The following is an 18073-nucleotide window of genomic DNA, read 5'->3' as shown; positions in this document are numbered from 1 at the left end:
ACTTATTTGTCTTAGGCGTTTTTTAATATAGTTAGATCGAAATATAAAGACTTTCAAAAGAAAATCCACATCCAATATATGTTGATATTGGAGCCAAAAATTCAAAATGAATTTCTATTCTACTTTCCTTTTTATTTCATTTAGCTTATTGAAAAAAATTCTCATTTAATAAAAAATACTTATAGTTTAAATGTACTATGATAAGTATTTCTTATATTAACTGATTATAAAACCAAAATTCAAATCACTCAAATTCTAGTGATATATAGTTGTTTTAAAAAACATATAATTATACAATTTAATTAAAGAAGTATAATTATGAATTTTTAATATTCAAGGGGGATAATCAAATGACTTCTAACATTAAAGAACAAGCAAAAAAATCATTTGAAGTTCGAGGTAAATCATATACATATTATGATTTAAAAAGTCTTGAAGAACAAGGTTTAACTAAAATTAGTAAGTTACCTTATTCTATTCGTGTTCTACTAGAATCAGTATTAAGACAAGAAGATGACTTTGTTATTACAGATGATCATATTAAAGCATTAGCCCATTTTGGTAAAGAAGGTAATGAAGGAGAAGTACCTTTCAAACCTTCTCGCGTAATCTTACAAGATTTTACAGGGGTGCCTGCGGTTGTCGACTTAGCTTCATTACGTAAAGCTATGAATGATGTAGGTGGAGATATTAATAAAATTAATCCAGAAGTACCGGTTGATTTAGTCATCGATCACTCTGTACAAGTAGATAGCTATGCAAACCCACGTGCGTTAGAACGCAATATGAAATTAGAATTTGAAAGAAACTATGAACGTTATCAATTTTTAAACTGGGCTACAAAAGCATTTAATAATTATAATGCTGTACCGCCTGCAACAGGTATCGTACACCAAGTTAACTTAGAATATTTAGCTAAGGTAGTTCATGTAAGAGACGTGGACGGTGAACAAACTGCTTTCCCAGATACACTTGTTGGTACAGATTCACATACTACTATGATAAATGGTATTGGTGTATTAGGCTGGGGTGTTGGTGGTATTGAAGCTGAAGCAGGTATGCTTGGTCAACCATCATATTTCCCAATTCCTGAAGTGATTGGAGTACGCTTAACTAATTCATTACCTCAAGGATCAACTGCCACTGACTTAGCATTACGAGTAACTCAAGAGCTACGTAAAAAAGGTGTAGTTGGTAAATTTATAGAATTCTTCGGTCCTGGTGTTGCCGATTTACCATTAGCTGATCGAGCGACTATTGCTAACATGGCTCCTGAATATGGTGCAACTTGTGGTTTCTTCCCAATTGATGAAGAGTCACTTAAATATATGAAATTAACTGGCCGCTCTGAAGAGCATATTGAGTTAGTTAAAGCTTATTTACAACAAAACAATATGTTCTTTACATCAGATAAAGAAGATCCACAATATACAGATGTAATTCATTTAGATTTATCGACAGTTGAAGCTTCACTATCTGGTCCTAAACGTCCTCAAGATTTAATTTTCTTAAGTGATATGAAAAAAGAATTCGAAAAATCTGTAACAGCTCCTGCTGGAAACCAAGGTCATGGTTTGGATCAAAGCGAATTTGATAAATCAGCTAATATTCAATTTAACGATGGTTCTGAAACAACTATGAAAACAGGAGACATTGCAATTGCAGCGATTACTTCATGTACAAACACATCGAATCCTTACGTTATGTTAGGTGCTGGTTTAGTTGCGAAAAAAGCAGTTGAAAAAGGATTAAAAGTGCCTGAATATGTTAAAACATCATTAGCACCAGGTTCAAAAGTAGTGACAGGTTACTTACGTGATTCTGGATTACAAAAATATCTTGATGATTTAGGATTTAATCTAGTAGGTTATGGATGTACAACTTGTATTGGTAACTCTGGACCGCTATTGCCAGAAATTGAAAAAGCTATTGCTAAAGAAGATTTACTAGTTACTTCTGTATTATCTGGTAACCGTAACTTTGAAGGTCGAATCCATCCATTAGTAAAAGCGAACTATCTTGCTTCACCTCAATTAGTCGTTGCGTATGCTTTAGCTGGTACAGTTGATATTGATTTACAAAATGAACCACTTGGTAAAGGTAAAGATGGTCAAGATGTATACTTAAATGATATTTGGCCTTCAATTAAAGAAGTTGCTGATACAGTAGATAGTGTTGTAACACCTGAATTATTTAAAGAAGAATATAAAAATGTATACAACAACAATGAAATGTGGAATGAGATTGATGTTACTGACTCTCCATTATATGACTTCGATCCTAATTCAACATATATTCAAAATCCAACATTCTTCCAAGGTTTATCAAAAAAACCAGGTACCATTGAACCATTAAAAGATTTACGTGTAATGGGTAAATTTGGTGACTCAGTTACAACTGACCACATTTCTCCAGCAGGTGCTATTGGTAAAGATACACCAGCAGGTAAATACTTATTAAATCATGACGTGCCTATTCGTGATTTTAACTCATATGGTTCTCGTCGTGGTAACCATGAAGTTATGGTGCGTGGTACATTTGCGAATATTAGAATTAAAAACCAATTAGCACCAGGTACAGAAGGTGGCTTTACAACATATTGGCCAACTGATGAAATTATGCCAATTTATGATGCTGCAATGAAATATAAAGAAGATGGCACTGGCTTAGCAGTATTAGCAGGCAATGATTATGGTATGGGATCTTCACGTGACTGGGCTGCTAAAGGTACTAATTTATTGGGCGTTAAAACTGTAATAGCACAAAGTTATGAACGTATTCACCGTTCTAACTTAGTTATGATGGGTGTATTACCATTACAATTTAAAGATGGAGAATCAGCTGATTCACTTGGTCTAAATGGTAGAGAAGAGATTTCTGTAGATATTAACGAAGATGTACAACCACATGATATTATTAAAGTTCATGCAAAAAAAGAAAGTGGAGAAGTGGTTGATTTTGATGTCATTGTTCGTTTTGATTCACAAGTTGAAATCGACTATTATCGTCACGGTGGCATTCTACAAATGGTATTAAGAAATAAACTTGCTCAATAATACGATTATTCGAAAAAGTATTTAAAAATTTGAATGTATTTTGAATCCTTAGATGGCAATCTCATCTAAGGATTTTTTCTTCATTCGTGTCATTGAGCTATTTCAGTAATAAAAGTAGTAAATGGGAATTCTATAGCAATCATCCTTTTTATGTTAATATTGAAAGTGAACTTAATTGGAAAGAGGTACATAAATATGATTTATAGTATGACTGAAATTGAAGCGAGATACCAAGAAACAGATAAAATGGGAGTAATTTATCATGGGAATTATGCTACATGGTTTGAAGTTGCTCGTACTGATTATATTCGTAAATTAGGTTTTAGTTATGCAGATATGGAAAAAGAAGGTATCATCTCACCCGTCGTGGATTTACAAGTTCAATATAAGAAATCCATTTTTTATCCTGAAAAAGTTAAAGTGAAAACATGGGTAGAACATTATTCAAGATTGCGTTCAACGTACTGTTATGAAGTATATAATGAAAAAGGGGAATTAGCTACCACAGGTTCCACTCAGCTATTATGTATTAAAGCAAGTGATTTCAGACCAATTCGTTTAGATCGTTATTTTCCAGAATGGCATCAAATATATAGTGAAGTCGAAGCATTGAATAACGAAGGTAAGGAATTAGAAGTCACACAACGTAGCGATTTGAATATATAAATATAAGACCATAAATATCTGTAAATATTAGATATTTATGGTCTTTTTTTAATTAGTTGTAGAATAAACAATTTCGTCTTCATGGTCTACTTTTTCAACTAGAACTTTATGATCTTCAAAATACCATAAGTCATCTTCTGAAACTACAACAATTAAATCATTATAATTTTCGTGATAACCTATCTCAACATCATTGCTCAATTCCACACGAAATGCTGGGCTAAAACCTTGTTTAAGTTGAAATTCTCCACCATACCTCACATAAAATTGTAAGACTTTATTCTCTTCAGGTAAATCTAATTCATTTTTAAACCATTCAACTGCTTCATCAGTCAAGTTGATTTTCATTGTATGACCCATCCTTTATATTAATTATTATGATATTTATAATGTAAAAATTGTTTGAACTAAAACATATTGTTCTCATGATTAAACATGAACTGTTTATCATATTTAATTAATAGAACTAATAGTGCAAGAAACACCCATTTTACATCCATTTGATTTTTGGTTCTTCACCTTTAAAAATTCTAATAATATTAGAACGGTGTCTAAAAATTAAAATGATTGATACAAAAGCACTCATTCCAAATAATATGTAATCATGAATAATTAATGAACCTATCACACAGCTGATTGCCGCAATAATACTAGATAATGACACATACTTTGTTAAATATAAAATTCCAAAGAATATGACCGCTAAAATTAAAAGTAAGATTGGATTAACTCCTAATACAACTCCGGCACTTGTGGCTACAGCCTTACCCCCTTTAAATTTAAGATAAATAGGATAAACGTGACCGATTATTGCAAAAATACCGACAATTAATCCATGTGTGAAGAATGTACTAATTGGTCCCTGCGCATGCACTGAAAACCATAATGGGAAAAATACAGTAATGAATCCTTTAAATATATCTAAAAAAGTAACGATAAATCCAGCTGGTTTTCCTAAAACTCTAAAACTATTTGTGGCACCAGTATTACCGCTTCCAAATTCTCTAATATCTTTTTTAAAAAAAACTTTTCCTATAACATAACCATTTGGAATAGCTCCAATGAGATAGCTTAAAATCAACATGAGAACTATCATCATAATTTGTTTACACATCCCTTATATAATGTAGGTATATTTTATCACAAAGTATTCCTGACAACGATTAAAAATTGAAAAAACGTCTTATATATTAAGTTAAATGTTTATCTTATAGAACTCATACTTGCATTTTAATGCGTTTTATATAAGAATAACTATTGTAAAGCTAAAAAAACGAACGTACGTTTGTAGGAGGCGAACGCATTGGCAACAAAAATGACAAATCATTATTCAGATGATTCGATTCAAGTATTAGAAGGACTTGAGGCAGTTAGAAAACGTCCTGGGATGTATATTGGGTCGACTGATAAACGTGGATTACACCATTTAGTATATGAAATTGTCGATAACTCCGTCGATGAAGTTTTAAATGGTTATGGTAATGAAATTGATGTAACAATCAATAAAGATAATAGTATTTCAGTGGAAGATAATGGGAGAGGTATGCCAACTGGTATGCATGCGTCTGGTAAACCTACTGTAGAAGTTATTTTTACTGTATTACATGCTGGAGGTAAATTTGGACAAGGTGGATATAAAACTTCTGGAGGACTTCATGGTGTTGGTGCTTCCGTAGTTAATGCTTTAAGTGAATGGTTAGAAGTTGAAATTCATCGAGATGGACAAATTTATAAGCAATCTTTTAAGGATGGTGGTATTCCAACTTCTGGTTTAGTGAAAGCGGGAAAAACTAAGAAAACAGGTACAAAAGTCACATTTAAACCAGATTCAAGTATTTTTAAAGCAACAACGGCATTTAATTTTGATATATTAAGTGAGCGCTTACAAGAATCTGCATTCTTATTAAAAAACTTAAAAATTACATTGAAAGATCTACGTGATGGAAAAGAACGTGAAGATGTTTATCATTACGAAGAAGGTATTAAAGAATTTGTAAGTTATATCAATGAAGGTAAAGAAGTATTGCATGATGTTACGACGTTTACAGGTGCTGCAAATGGAATCGAAGTAGATGTTGCTTTTCAATATAATGATCAATATTCTGAAAGTATATTAAGTTTTGTTAATAATGTACGTACAAAAGACGGAGGAACTCATGAAGTAGGATTTAAAACAGCAATGACACGCGTATTTAATGACTATGCACGCCGTATCAATGAACTTAAAGATAAAGATAAAAACTTAGATGGTAATGATATTAGAGAAGGATTAACAGCAGTGATTTCTGTACGTATTCCAGAAGAATTACTGCAATTTGAGGGACAAACTAAATCTAAGCTTGGTACATCAGAAGCGCGTAGTGCAGTAGATTCTGTTGTTTCTGAAAAATTACCTTATTATTTAGAGGAAAAAGGACAATTATCTAAATCACTTGTGAAGAAAGCTATTAAAGCGCAACAGGCAAGAGAAGCGGCTCGTAAGGCACGGGAGGATGCACGTTCTGGTAAGAAAAACAAACGTAAAGATACATTATTATCAGGAAAGTTAACGCCTGCTCAAAGTAAGAATACTGAGAAAAATGAATTATATCTTGTCGAAGGTGATTCAGCAGGGGGATCAGCTAAACTTGGAAGAGATAGAAAATTCCAGGCTATTTTACCTTTACGAGGTAAAGTGATTAATACTGAAAAAGCAAAACTTGAAGATATTTTCAAAAATGAAGAAATTAATACAATTATTCATACAATTGGTGCTGGTGTTGGTAATGATTTTAAATTAGAAGATAGTAATTATAATAGAGTTATTATTATGACTGATGCTGATACAGATGGCGCCCATATTCAAGTGTTATTATTAACATTTTTCTTCAAATATATGAGACCTCTTGTTCAAGCAGGTCGTGTTTTTATTGCATTACCTCCGTTATACAAATTAGAAAAAGGTAAAGGGAAATCTAAAAAAGTAGAATATGCTTGGACAGATGATGAATTGGACAAACTTCAAAAACAATTAGGTAAAGGCTTTATTTTACAGCGCTATAAAGGTTTAGGTGAAATGAATCCTGAGCAATTGTGGGAAACTACAATGAATCCTGAGACAAGAACGTTGATTAGAGTCCAAATCGATGATGAAGTACGTTCTTCTAAACGTGTAACAACATTAATGGGAGATAAAGTTGCACCAAGACGTGAATGGATTGAAAATCATGTTGAATTTGGCATGCAAGAAGATCAAAGTATTTTAGATAATACAGAAGTTCAAATACTTGATACTGAAGAATATGATGAGGAGGAAGTCAATTGAGTGAGATAATTCAAGACCTATCACTTGAAGATGTTATTGGTGATCGCTTTGGAAGATATAGTAAATATATTATTCAAGAACGTGCGTTACCGGATGTGCGTGATGGTTTAAAACCTGTACAACGTAGAATTTTATTTGCTATGTATAGTAGTGGCAATACGTATGATAAAAATTTCCGTAAAAGTGCGAAAACAGTTGGGGATGTTATTGGTCAATATCATCCACATGGTGATTCTTCAGTTTATGATGCAATGGTACGTTTAAGCCAAGATTGGAAGTTGCGTCATGTATTAATCGAAATGCACGGTAATAATGGTAGTATTGATAATGATCCACCTGCTGCGATGCGTTATACAGAAGCGAAGTTAAGTCAACTTTCTGAGGAGTTGGTTCGTGACATTAATAAGGAAACAGTGTCCTTTATACCAAACTATGATGACACAACACTTGAACCTATGGTGTTACCGGCAAGATTTCCAAATTTACTAGTAAACGGTTCGACTGGTATTTCGGCAGGATATGCTACTGATATTCCTCCACATAATTTAGGTGAAGTAATTCAAGCAACATTAAAATATATTGATAATCCTAATATTTCAGTAAATCAATTAATGAAATATATCAAAGGTCCTGATTTTCCGACAGGCGGTATTATTCAAGGTATTGATGGTATTAAGAAAGCCTATGAAACAGGAAAAGGAAAAATTGTTGTTCGTTCAAAAGTAGATGAAGAAGCGTTAAGAAATGGACGTAAACAATTAATTGTGACAGAAATTCCTTATGAAGTGAATAAAAGTTCGCTTGTGAAACGTATTGATGAGCTTCGTGCTGATAAAAAAGTAGATGGTATTATTGAAGTACGTGATGAAACAGATCGTACAGGTTTAAGAATTGCTATTGAATTAAAAAAAGATGTTAATTCAGAGTCTATTAAAAACTATTTATATAAAAATTCTGATTTACAAATTACTTATAATTTCAATATGGTCGCTATTAGTGATGGACGTCCAAAATTAATGGGTCTACGTGAAATTATTGACAGCTATTTAAATCATCAAATTGAAGTTGTAGCTAATCGTACAAAATACGACTTAAATCATGCTGAAAAGCGCATGCATATTGTAGAAGGTCTTATGAAAGCTTTATCTATATTAGATGAAGTGATTGCGCTGATTCGTCATTCTAAAAATAAAAAAGATGCAAAAGATAATTTAGTAAAAGAATTTGACTTTACTGAAGCACAAGCAGAAGCCATTGTGATGCTTCAATTATATCGTTTAACTAATACTGATATTGTTGCACTTGAAGAAGAACATGAAGAATTACAAAAATTAATAGAGGCGTACCGAAATATTCTTGATAACCATGACGCATTATTAAATGTTATTAAAAAAGAACTTACAGAGATTCGAAAACGTTTTAAAACATCACGTTTATCTTCAATTGAAGCGGAAATATCAGAAATTAAAATTGATAAAGAAGTTATTGTACCAAGTGAAGAAGTGGTTTTAAGTGTGACTAGACATGGATATATAAAACGTACGTCTACACGTAGCTTTAATGCAAGTGGTGTGACAGAAGTAGGTTTAAAAGAGGGAGATAGTCTACTCAAATACCAAACTGTAAATACTCAAGATACAGCTTTAGTATTTACAAATAAAGGAAGATATCTCTTTATTCCAATTCATAAAATTGCAGATGTGCGATGGAAAGAGTTAGGTCAGCATGTATCGCAAATTGTGCCTTTAGAAGAAAACGAGAGAATTATAGATGTATTTAACGAAAAAACATTTGATGGTAAAGCATTTTATATTATTGCAACTCGTAATGGCATGATTAAAAAGAGTAATCAATCATTATTTAAAACCACGCGATTTAATAAGCCACTCATTGCAACAAAATTAAAAAATGAAGACGAAGTGGTAAATGTACTTCGCATAACTCAAGAACAAATGATTACTGTTATTACACATAAAGGCATGTCATTAACGTATTCTACAGAAGAACTTTCAGATACAGGATTAAGAGCAGCTGGTGTGAAATCTATCAATTTAAAAGATGAAGATTATGTTATTATGACTGATACTGTTGATCAGAATAATTCAATAATTATGGCTACCCAAAGAGGAGCAATAAAACGTATTGCTAAAGATATATTACAAGATGCCAAACGCGCACAAAGAGGTATTACACTTTTAAAAGAATTGAAAAAAAATCCTCATCGTATTGTAGCTGCATATGTTGTCAGAGATGAAACATACTATACACTTTATTCAGATAAACATGCTGAAACAGGTGAAATTTCTAATATTCATCTTTCTGAACAATATACAAATGGTTCATTTGTAGTTGATACAAATGAATTTGGAAATGTAAAATCAATGATAATAAATTAATATGATTTTAAAATTTTTGTTTTCAAGTAATTCATAAGATGATAAAATTAATTTAATATTTAACTATTTATAACTCACAAGAGATTTATATTGTTGATAAGTATATCAAAGTGATGACATGAAAAACATGTACATTTTGACCTTTAATACTACAATATAAATCTCTTGTAATGTATATCATAACAATAATTTTGATGAGAGGGATTTAATTGAGAGATTTTGATAGTTTAATACCTGATTGGTTTAAATCTGTTGTTCAAGTTGGAAATGATTTAATCTGGTCACAGTATTTAATAGGTTTACTATTGACAGTAGGTATCTTCTTTACTATTAGTTCTAAATTTGTTCAATTACGAATGTTACCTGAAATGTTTAGAGCATTAGTTGAAAAACCAGAAACTTTGAAAAATGGAGAGAAAGGTATTTCACCTTTTCAAGCATTTGCTATTAGTGCAGGTTCCCGTGTTGGAACAGGAAATATTGCTGGTGTAGCAACAGCAATTGTGTTAGGGGGTCCTGGGGCAGTTTTTTGGATGTGGATTATCGCATTTATCGGAGCTGCGAGTGCATTTATAGAAGCAACACTTGCACAAGTTTACAAAGTTCATGATAAAGAAGGTGGCTTCCGAGGAGGTCCAGCTTATTACATAACCAAAGGTTTAAATCAAAAATGGCTTGGTATCACATTTGCTGTGTTAATTACTGTTACATTTGCATTTGTATTTAACACTGTTCAATCGAATACTATTGCTGAATCTTTAAGAACACAATATCATATTAGTCCAGTCATTACTGGTATTATTTTGGCTGTCATTACAGCAATCATTATCTTCGGTGGTGTACGTAGTATTGCAACGTTGTCATCTTTAATTGTTCCAATAATGGCTATCGTTTATGTTGGTATAGTTTTATTTATCTTACTAATGAATTTTGATCAAATCATTCCAATGATTGGTACAATTATTAAAAGTGCGTTCGGAATGGAACAAGTCGCTGGTGGCGCGGTAGGTACAGCGATTTTACAAGGTATAAAACGTGGCTTATTCTCTAACGAAGCAGGTATGGGTTCAGCACCCAATGCGGCTGCTACTGCTGCTGTACCACATCCAGTAAAACAAGGATTACTTCAATCTTTAGGTGTCTTCTTCGATACAATGCTTGTTTGTACAGCAACAGCTATTATGATTTTACTTTACTCAGGCTTAAAATTTGGCGAAAAAGCGCCACAAGGTGTAGAAGTTACACAATCTGCATTGAATGAACATCTTGGTTCTCCAGGTGGTATCTTCTTAACTGTCGCGATTACGCTATTTGCATTTTCTTCTGTAGTTGGTAATTACTATTACGGACAATCTAATATAGAATTTCTATCTAAAAATAAAGCAATTTTATTTATTTTTAGATGCTTAGTTGTTGTATTAGTATTTATAGGCGCAGTTGTTAAAACTGAAACCGTATGGAGTACAGCGGACTTATTTATGGGATTAATGGCCATTGTAAACCTTGTTTCCATTATAGGTCTTTCAAATATTGCATTTGCTGTTATGAAAGATTATATTCAACAAAAACGTGCCGGTTTAAAACCGGTATTTAAACCAGAAAACCTTGAGATTAATTTATTTGGTATTGAATCTTGGGGACGCGAAGATAAAATATCTAAAAAACATTAATAATTTAAATCAACACTTCTTTTCTCCATCTCTTAGAGTAATGCGAGAAAGAAGTGTTTTTTAAAAGAATGACTTTTCAAATATAATGTTTAACTATATAATTTTAATAGTAAAAAAGGATGATAATGATGAGCAAATATCATATTTCAAAAATTTTAAATAATAACGTCATCATATGCATCAATAGTAATCAAGAAGTTATTTTAATCGGTAAAGGCATTGGTTTTAATAAAAAGCCTGGAATGGTCGTAGATGATAATGCTTCTATTGAGAAAGTGTATAAATTAGATCAAAAACAACAACAAGAATATTATAAATCTCTAGTTGAAATAGCTGATGAAGAGGTCTTACAGGCAATTATTGAATCAGTTAACTATATTACAAGTACAACTTATATGAAAGATGATAAACAACTAGTCATTGCCTTAACCGATCATATTACTTTTGCATATAAACGCTTAAAACAAAATCAAATAATTAGTAATCCCTTTGCAATGGAAACTAAACATTTATATAGTGAGGCATATGATATTGCCACACAAGTTATACAGCGATTAAATGAGAAATTAGACGTCACATTTCCTGATGATGAAATAGGTTTTATAGCATTGCATATTGCTTCAAATAAAGAAGATTTACCTATGAGTGAAATATCTTTAATTAATAAAATGATAAGTAAATGTGTATTAATTATCGAAAATGACATAGGGTATCCTGTAAACCCTCGAACTGTTCAATATCAACGATTTATTAGACATATTCAATTCCTAATTCGTCGTTTAAATAAAAAGGAATACGTTCATGCACAAGATGAATTTATCAATATGGTCAAAACATATTACCCTAATTGTTATAGTACAGCATATAAGATTTCTAAAGTTATTCAAAAAGATCTAGATATTGATATAGATGATTCAGAAATTGTTTATTTAGCTTTGCATATTTATCATTTTCAATCTCAAAATAACACACAAAATGAATAAGCTACATGGTATGATATAATATAGATTATTTTATTTTAGATTAAAGGGTACGGTGAAAATGATATGTCAATGGACCACAAAAAGGATGAAGGAAAGAAAGCTAATAAGCTAAGCTTTTCTGAAACACGCTTTATGAAGTTTTTGGGTGGTAAAGATTTATTATTTGCGCTAGTTTCATTAGTATTACTTGGTATTACTATATTCATCTTTGACAAAATTTCTTATGTTTTTCAGCCTTTTGTCATTATCTTTAATACTATTGCAGCGCCAATTATTTTATCGCTTATTTTGTATTATTTGTTAAATCCAGTAATTAATTTGATGGAACGTTATAATATTCCAAGATTATTAGCAATTATAATAGTCTTTTTAGTGATTATTGGAGGCGCAACATTAATTATCGATTTATTAATTCCTGTGATTGGTGATCAAATTAAACAACTTGCAAGTAACTTCCCAAAATATATTGAAAAATTTAATAGAGCTATTGATAAAGTGACACATATGTCTATTTTATCTTCATTTTATAATCAAATTCAGGAATGGCTTGATTCTACTTCTAAAAAGATTCCATCGTTAACGTCAGATTATTTTAGTGGATTTGAAACTAAAATTAGAACATTTGCAGAAGCTATTGTGAATGTCGGTGTTGTGATTGCAACTACACCATTTGTATTATTCTTTATGTTGAAAGATGGAACTAAATTTAGAGACTATACAACTAAAATTATGCCGCCTAAATTTAGAAAAGACTATCATGATTTATTAGAAAAAATGAGTGTACAGGTCGGCTCATATATTCAAGGCCAAATTATCGTATCATTTTGTATTGGTATTTTATTGTTTATTGGTTATTCTATTATTGGTTTAGATTATGGATTAGTTCTGGCTTCAATTGCTGCAGTAACGAGTGTAGTCCCATACTTAGGACCAACAATTGCAATTTCTCCGGCAATTATTATTGCGATTATTACTTCACCGTTCATGTTATTAAAATTGATTATTGTGTGGACGTTGGTTCAATTTATTGAAGGTCATTTTATTTCTCCTAATATTATGGGAAAAACATTAAAAATTCATCCTCTAACAATTATCTTTATTTTACTAAGTGCGGGTAATTTATTAGGTATTGTAGGAGTTATTTTAGGTATTCCTGGCTATGCTATTTTAAAAGTATTAGTTTCTCATATCTTCTTATTATTTAAACGTCGTTACAATAAATATTATGGTGATGATGCAGGTCAATATGAAATGAAAAAAGAAGAACATAAAGATTACACAGAACCAGAATAAAGCACTATATTAAAAAGCCTAAGACAACTTAATGAGTTGTCTTAGGCTTTTTAATATAGTGCTAGTCATCGTTGCTAGAGTAGGACGATGAATTCTCTTCCACTCCTTTTTATCTTACAATTATGTTAGTTCAATAGTCTAAAGATATATACCTAGAATATGATATGATATATTTTGTATTAATATAATGTAAAGGATAATAATGAATAATGACTGAAGAACATAAAAATAGATTGATATCTATATTAAAAGTGGTATTTGCTGTCACACTTTTTATTGTAGTAGTTGCTACTTTATATCATGAATTGTCACATATTAACTTCAAACAAACATTAGAAGCATTTAGTAAAATCAATCGATGGTTTTTAATTGGTTTATTTATATGTGGTGGCGCATCAATGCTACTTTTAAGTTTATATGATGTCATTCTTGTTAAAACTTTAAAGTTGAGTATACCACTGAACAAAGTATTTCGTTTGAGTTATATTATTAATGCATTTAATGCTATTGTTGGATTTGGTGGATTTATAGGCGCAGGATTTAGAACATTTATTTATAAAAATTATACTTCTGATAGAAAAAGATTACTTCACGCTATTTCAATCATATTAGTTTCAATGTTAACTGGTTTAAGCTTCTTATCTATTTTAGTCGTACTTCATATTTTCGATGCTTCTCATATTCTTGATAAAGTACGTTTTGTAAAATGGGTATTGTACGTAGTCGCTTTATTTTTACCTATTTTTATAGTGTATACAGTCGTTAAACCGGTTACTGAACATAATAAATTGGTAGGAATATATTGCACGCTTGTTTCAAGTATTGAATGGATAGCCGCTGCTGTTGTACTTTACTTGTCGGCATGGATGATTGATATTCATGTAGCTTTTACAACATTACTTGGTATTTTTATTATTGCTGCACTCTCTGGACTGATTAGTTTTATTCCAGGTGGATTCGGGGCATTTGATTTAGTTGTTTTATTAGGACTAAAATCCTTAGATATTCCTGAAGAAAAAATATTAATTGCCTTACTGCTATATCGTTTTGCTTATTATTTTGTACCTGTTATCATTGCTTTAATTTTATCTACGTTTGAATTTGGCAATTCTGCACGTAAGTACTTTGAAGAATCTAAATATTTTGTACCTGCTAAAGATGTCACCTCATTCATACTGTCTTATCAAAAAGATATTATTTCAAAAATCCCAGCATTTGCTTTATCTATTCTTGCACTATTAACAAGTTTTATTTTCTTTATTAATAATGTGACGATTGTTTATGATGGATTATATGATGCTGATCATTTTATTTACTATATCATGTTGTCTATTCATACAAGTGCATGTTTAATATTACTTGTTAATGTAAGAGGAATATATAAGCAAAGTAAGAGAGCAATTATGTATTCAACGATTTCACTTGTTTTAATATTTCTTGCAACGTTATATACGTATGCTTCTATCATGTTACTTACATGGCTCATCATTATTTTTATCTTACTTATTTTAGCTTATCGACGTGCGAAAGTATTTAAACGTCCATTTAGATTAAAAAACTTAATATTTACCTTAATCATTAGTGTGATTGTTTTATATATTAATCATTTCATTATTTCTGAAACCTTATATGCTTTAGATTTATATCACTTGGAAATGGATACGTCATTATTAAAATACTATTTCTGGTTAACTGTGGTAGTTGTTATATTATTAATTGTTGGTATTGCATGGTTATTTGGTCGTCGCTTTGAACGCCCACATCAATTCCAAGAATTTTCTCAATGTAAATCAATTATAGAAACATATGGAGGGAATTATTTAAGTCATTTGATATATAGTGGTGATAAAGATGTATTTATGCATGACAGTGAACAAGCCTTTCTTATGTATAGATATAAATCAAATGCGCTGGTCGTATTGGGAGATCCAATTGGAAATACAGCATCATTCCAATCATTGTTGGATGATTTCTATAGTTATGCTGAAAAGTTAGGTTATGATGTCATTTTCTATCAAGTATCTGATCGTTTTATGCCGTTGTATCATAATTTTGGAAATCAATTTTTTAAATTAGGCGAAGAGGCTATTATTGATTTAACACAATTTACTACTTCTGGAAAAAAACGACGTGGTTTTAGAGCAACACTGAATAAATTTAATGATTTAAATATTAAATTTGAAATTATAGAACCACCATTTTCTAAAGCGTTTATAGAAGAGCTTAGAAAAGTAAGTGATAAGTGGCTCGATGGACGTACTGAAATGCATTTTTCTGTTGGTCAATTTACAGAACAGTACTTAGATAAAGCGCCAATTGGAATTATGAAAAATGAAGAAGGTAAGATTATTGCTTTTTGTACATTAATGCCAACATACTATAACGAAGCAATTTCAGTAGATTTAATTCGTTGGTTACCTGAATTAGATTTACCTCTAATGGATGGATTATATCTACATATGTTATTATGGGGTAAAGAAAAAGGGTATAAAGCTTTTAACATGGGTATGGCTACCTTATCAAATGTAGGTCAACTCGATTATTCTTATTTACGAGAACGTATTGCGGGACGTGTGTTTGAGCATTTTAATGGTTTATATCGTTTTCAGGGGTTACGAAGATATAAAGAAAAATATAGTCCTCAGTGGGAACCGCGATTTTTGGTATATAGAAAAGATAGTTCTCTATGGTACAGTATGTTAAAAGTAATGCGAGTGATTAGACATAAATAAAAAAGATATCCGAAAACAATTTCGGATATCTTTTTTATTATGAGTTAGAACGAGGATCATAATTTGCGCGATCTCGCTGTTCTTGTGCGTAACGTTCAGGATTTTTTTTATAGAAATTTTGATGATATTCTTCTGCTTTATAAAAATTTGAAGCGGGAAGAACCTTAGTAGCAATGGCTTTATCAGAATGCATCGTTTGTTCTAAATCTTTGATATAATTAATCGCAACTTTTCTTTGATCATCATTTGTATAAAAAATAGCTGTTTGATATTGTGACCCTCTATCTTGAAATTGACCGCCAGCATCTAATGGATCAATGACTGAAAAAAATATTTCTAATAATTTATGATAAGAAAATAAAGCAACATCATACTCTATTTTAACAGTTTCATAGTGTCCAGTAGTTCCGCTTTTTACTTGTTCATAGGTTGGATTTTTAACTGATCCCCCCATAAAACCTGATGTTACTGATTCAATACCTTCAAATTGATCAAACGGTTTTGTCATACACCAGAAACAGCCTCCTGCAAAGTATGCTGTATTAATATTCATTTATGCCATCCTTTCCTAACACCTTTGTAATATTTATTGAAAACACTTGATTTTTTAAGGTATTTTATATAACTTATTTATATATTATAGTATATCCGAATATTATTTTGAAGATTTTAAAGAGTGTAAGGTAGGTAAATATGACAGAAGAGAAGGATAATACAATATTAAGACGGCAAACGGGGACAACGATACCTTCTAAACGACGCAAGAAGAAAAAACTTCGAAAATTACCTTTTGTAATACTGATTATTGTAGTTTTACTTATTGTAATGATTACGTATGTCGTTCATGGATATCAAAGTGGGATGAAATATGCACAAGAACATGCAAAAGATATTAAATTTCATAAATTTAATGGAGCCGTTAAAAATGACGGGAAAATCACAGTATTAATGCTCGGTGCTGACCAAGCTAATGGTGGAAAATCAAGAACTGACTCTATTATGGTTGTACAGTATGACTATATTAAGAAAAAAATGAAAATGATGTCAATTATGCGTGATATTTATGCTGAAATTCCTGGTTATGACAAATATAAAATTAACGCTGCATACTCACTTGGTGGACCAGAGTTATTGAGACAAACATTAAATAAAAATTTAGGTATTAATCCTGAATACTATGCAGTCATTGATTTCACTGGCTTTGAAAAAATGATTGATGAATTAGAACCTAATGGTGTGCCAATTGATGTTGAAAAAGATATGTCAGAAAATATTGGGGTTTCATTGAAAAAAGGACATCATCGATTAAACGGTAAAGAATTATTAGGTTATGCTAGATTTAGACATGACCCAGAGGGGGACTTTGGACGCGTGAGACGTCAACAACAAGTTATGCAAACACTTAAGAAAGAATTAATTACCCCAAGTACAATCGTGAAATTACCTAAAGTAGCTGGTATATTGAGAGGATATATTAATACAGATATGCCAAACTCAGCTATTTTCCAAACAGGACTAAGTTTTGGAATACGAGGCGATAAAAATGTGGAAACACTAACTGTACCGTTAAAAAATTCTTATCAAAATATTAATACTAATAACGATGGTAGTGCATTAGATATTGATAAAGAGAAAAATAAAAAAGCAATAGAGTCATTTTTAAAAGATAATAAATAAGCAGGCCACTTTGGCCTGCTTATTTATTATCTCTTTAACTACAATAATATTATTATGTAAACTTTAAAAATTGTAATATCATTGATCTGATTTTCTTACGCCACCTACACCGTAGTGATTTTTCTTCATTTCATCAATAACTACATGGATTGCTTCTCTATTTGCGCCTGTTGTTTTCTCCACTGCATTTGTAACCTCAGTGACTAAGTTTTTTAATTGCTCATCTGAGCGTCCTTCTAATAATTTTACATTTACAATCGGCATGATGTTTTCCTCCTTATATAATTATGTGCTTA

Annotated in this window: 13 protein-coding genes; 9 read left to right on the top strand and 4 right to left on the bottom strand. The window is 31.1% G+C overall.

The features are described from left to right. Positions 1-350 precede the first annotated feature (350 nt). Positions 351-3056: an aconitate hydratase AcnA gene (acnA, locus tag NR218_RS10255; protein WP_049382345.1), complete on the top strand. Its 2706-nt coding sequence runs from the start codon at positions 351-353 to the stop codon at positions 3054-3056. Positions 3057-3251: 195 nt separating this feature from the next. Continuing rightward, entirely contained in the window at positions 3252-3722 is a 471-nt protein-coding gene (menI, locus tag NR218_RS10250) for a 1,4-dihydroxy-2-naphthoyl-CoA hydrolase MenI (RefSeq protein WP_019835485.1), read from the top strand. Between the two features lie 48 nt (positions 3723-3770). On the opposite strand, the gene NR218_RS10245 is transcribed toward menI, so the two are convergent. Next, a complete protein-coding gene (locus tag NR218_RS10245; protein ID WP_019835484.1) occupies positions 3771-4070 on the bottom strand; it encodes a HesB/YadR/YfhF family protein in 300 nt (99 codons plus the stop codon). 142 nt (positions 4071-4212) lie between these two features. Next, complete coding sequence (plsY, locus tag NR218_RS10240; RefSeq protein ID WP_019835482.1) at positions 4213-4821, bottom strand: glycerol-3-phosphate 1-O-acyltransferase PlsY; 609 nt, start codon at positions 4819-4821, stop codon at positions 4213-4215. 216 nt (positions 4822-5037) lie between these two features. Here plsY and parE point away from each other — a divergent pair, with 216 nt between their 5' ends. From parE to mprF, 6 genes are all read left to right on the top strand, one after another. Next, positions 5038-7026 (top strand): DNA topoisomerase IV subunit B, encoded by a 1989-nt coding sequence (parE, locus tag NR218_RS10235; RefSeq protein ID WP_037541070.1) that lies wholly within the window; start codon positions 5038-5040, stop codon positions 7024-7026. Then, positions 7023-9422: a DNA topoisomerase IV subunit A gene (gene parC, locus NR218_RS10230; RefSeq protein ID WP_019835481.1), complete on the top strand. Its 2400-nt coding sequence runs from the start codon at positions 7023-7025 to the stop codon at positions 9420-9422. The genes parE and parC overlap by 4 nt, the downstream gene beginning before the upstream one ends. A gap of 209 nt (positions 9423-9631) precedes the next feature. Continuing rightward, entirely contained in the window at positions 9632-11092 is a 1461-nt protein-coding gene (locus tag NR218_RS10225) for an alanine/glycine:cation symporter family protein (protein WP_017174677.1), read from the top strand. A 128-nt stretch (positions 11093-11220) separates the two neighbouring features. Then, positions 11221-12075, top strand: coding sequence for a glucose PTS transporter transcription antiterminator GlcT (gene glcT / locus NR218_RS10220; protein ID WP_017174678.1), 855 nt, complete (start codon positions 11221-11223; stop codon positions 12073-12075). Positions 12076-12138: 63 nt separating this feature from the next. After that, positions 12139-13368, top strand: coding sequence for an AI-2E family transporter (locus tag NR218_RS10215; RefSeq protein WP_232133118.1), 1230 nt, complete (start codon positions 12139-12141; stop codon positions 13366-13368). A gap of 209 nt (positions 13369-13577) precedes the next feature. Further along, positions 13578-16100, top strand: a complete 2523-nt coding sequence (mprF, locus tag NR218_RS10210; RefSeq protein ID WP_070663356.1) for a bifunctional lysylphosphatidylglycerol flippase/synthetase MprF — start codon at positions 13578-13580, stop codon at positions 16098-16100. Positions 16101-16137: 37 nt separating this feature from the next. On the opposite strand, the gene msrA is transcribed toward mprF, so the two are convergent. Next, complete coding sequence (msrA, locus tag NR218_RS10205; RefSeq protein WP_002449832.1) at positions 16138-16653, bottom strand: peptide-methionine (S)-S-oxide reductase MsrA; 516 nt, start codon at positions 16651-16653, stop codon at positions 16138-16140. 140 nt (positions 16654-16793) lie between these two features. Here msrA and NR218_RS10200 point away from each other — a divergent pair, with 140 nt between their 5' ends. After that, positions 16794-17777 carry an LCP family protein gene (locus NR218_RS10200; RefSeq protein WP_019835385.1) on the top strand — a complete coding sequence of 328 codons (984 nt, stop codon included), beginning with the start codon at positions 16794-16796 and terminating at the stop codon, positions 17775-17777. Positions 17778-17855: 78 nt separating this feature from the next. On the opposite strand, the gene NR218_RS10195 is transcribed toward NR218_RS10200, so the two are convergent. Next, the gene (locus NR218_RS10195) at positions 17856-18041 is read right to left on the bottom strand and encodes a 2-hydroxymuconate tautomerase (protein ID WP_019835384.1); all 186 of its coding nucleotides are present in this window, start codon (positions 18039-18041) and stop codon (positions 17856-17858) included. Positions 18042-18073: the final 32 nt, after the last annotated feature.

The organism is Staphylococcus sp. SUC_1.2 (assembly GCF_026222585.1).
This window is presented reverse-complemented; position numbering and strand designations above follow the sequence as displayed.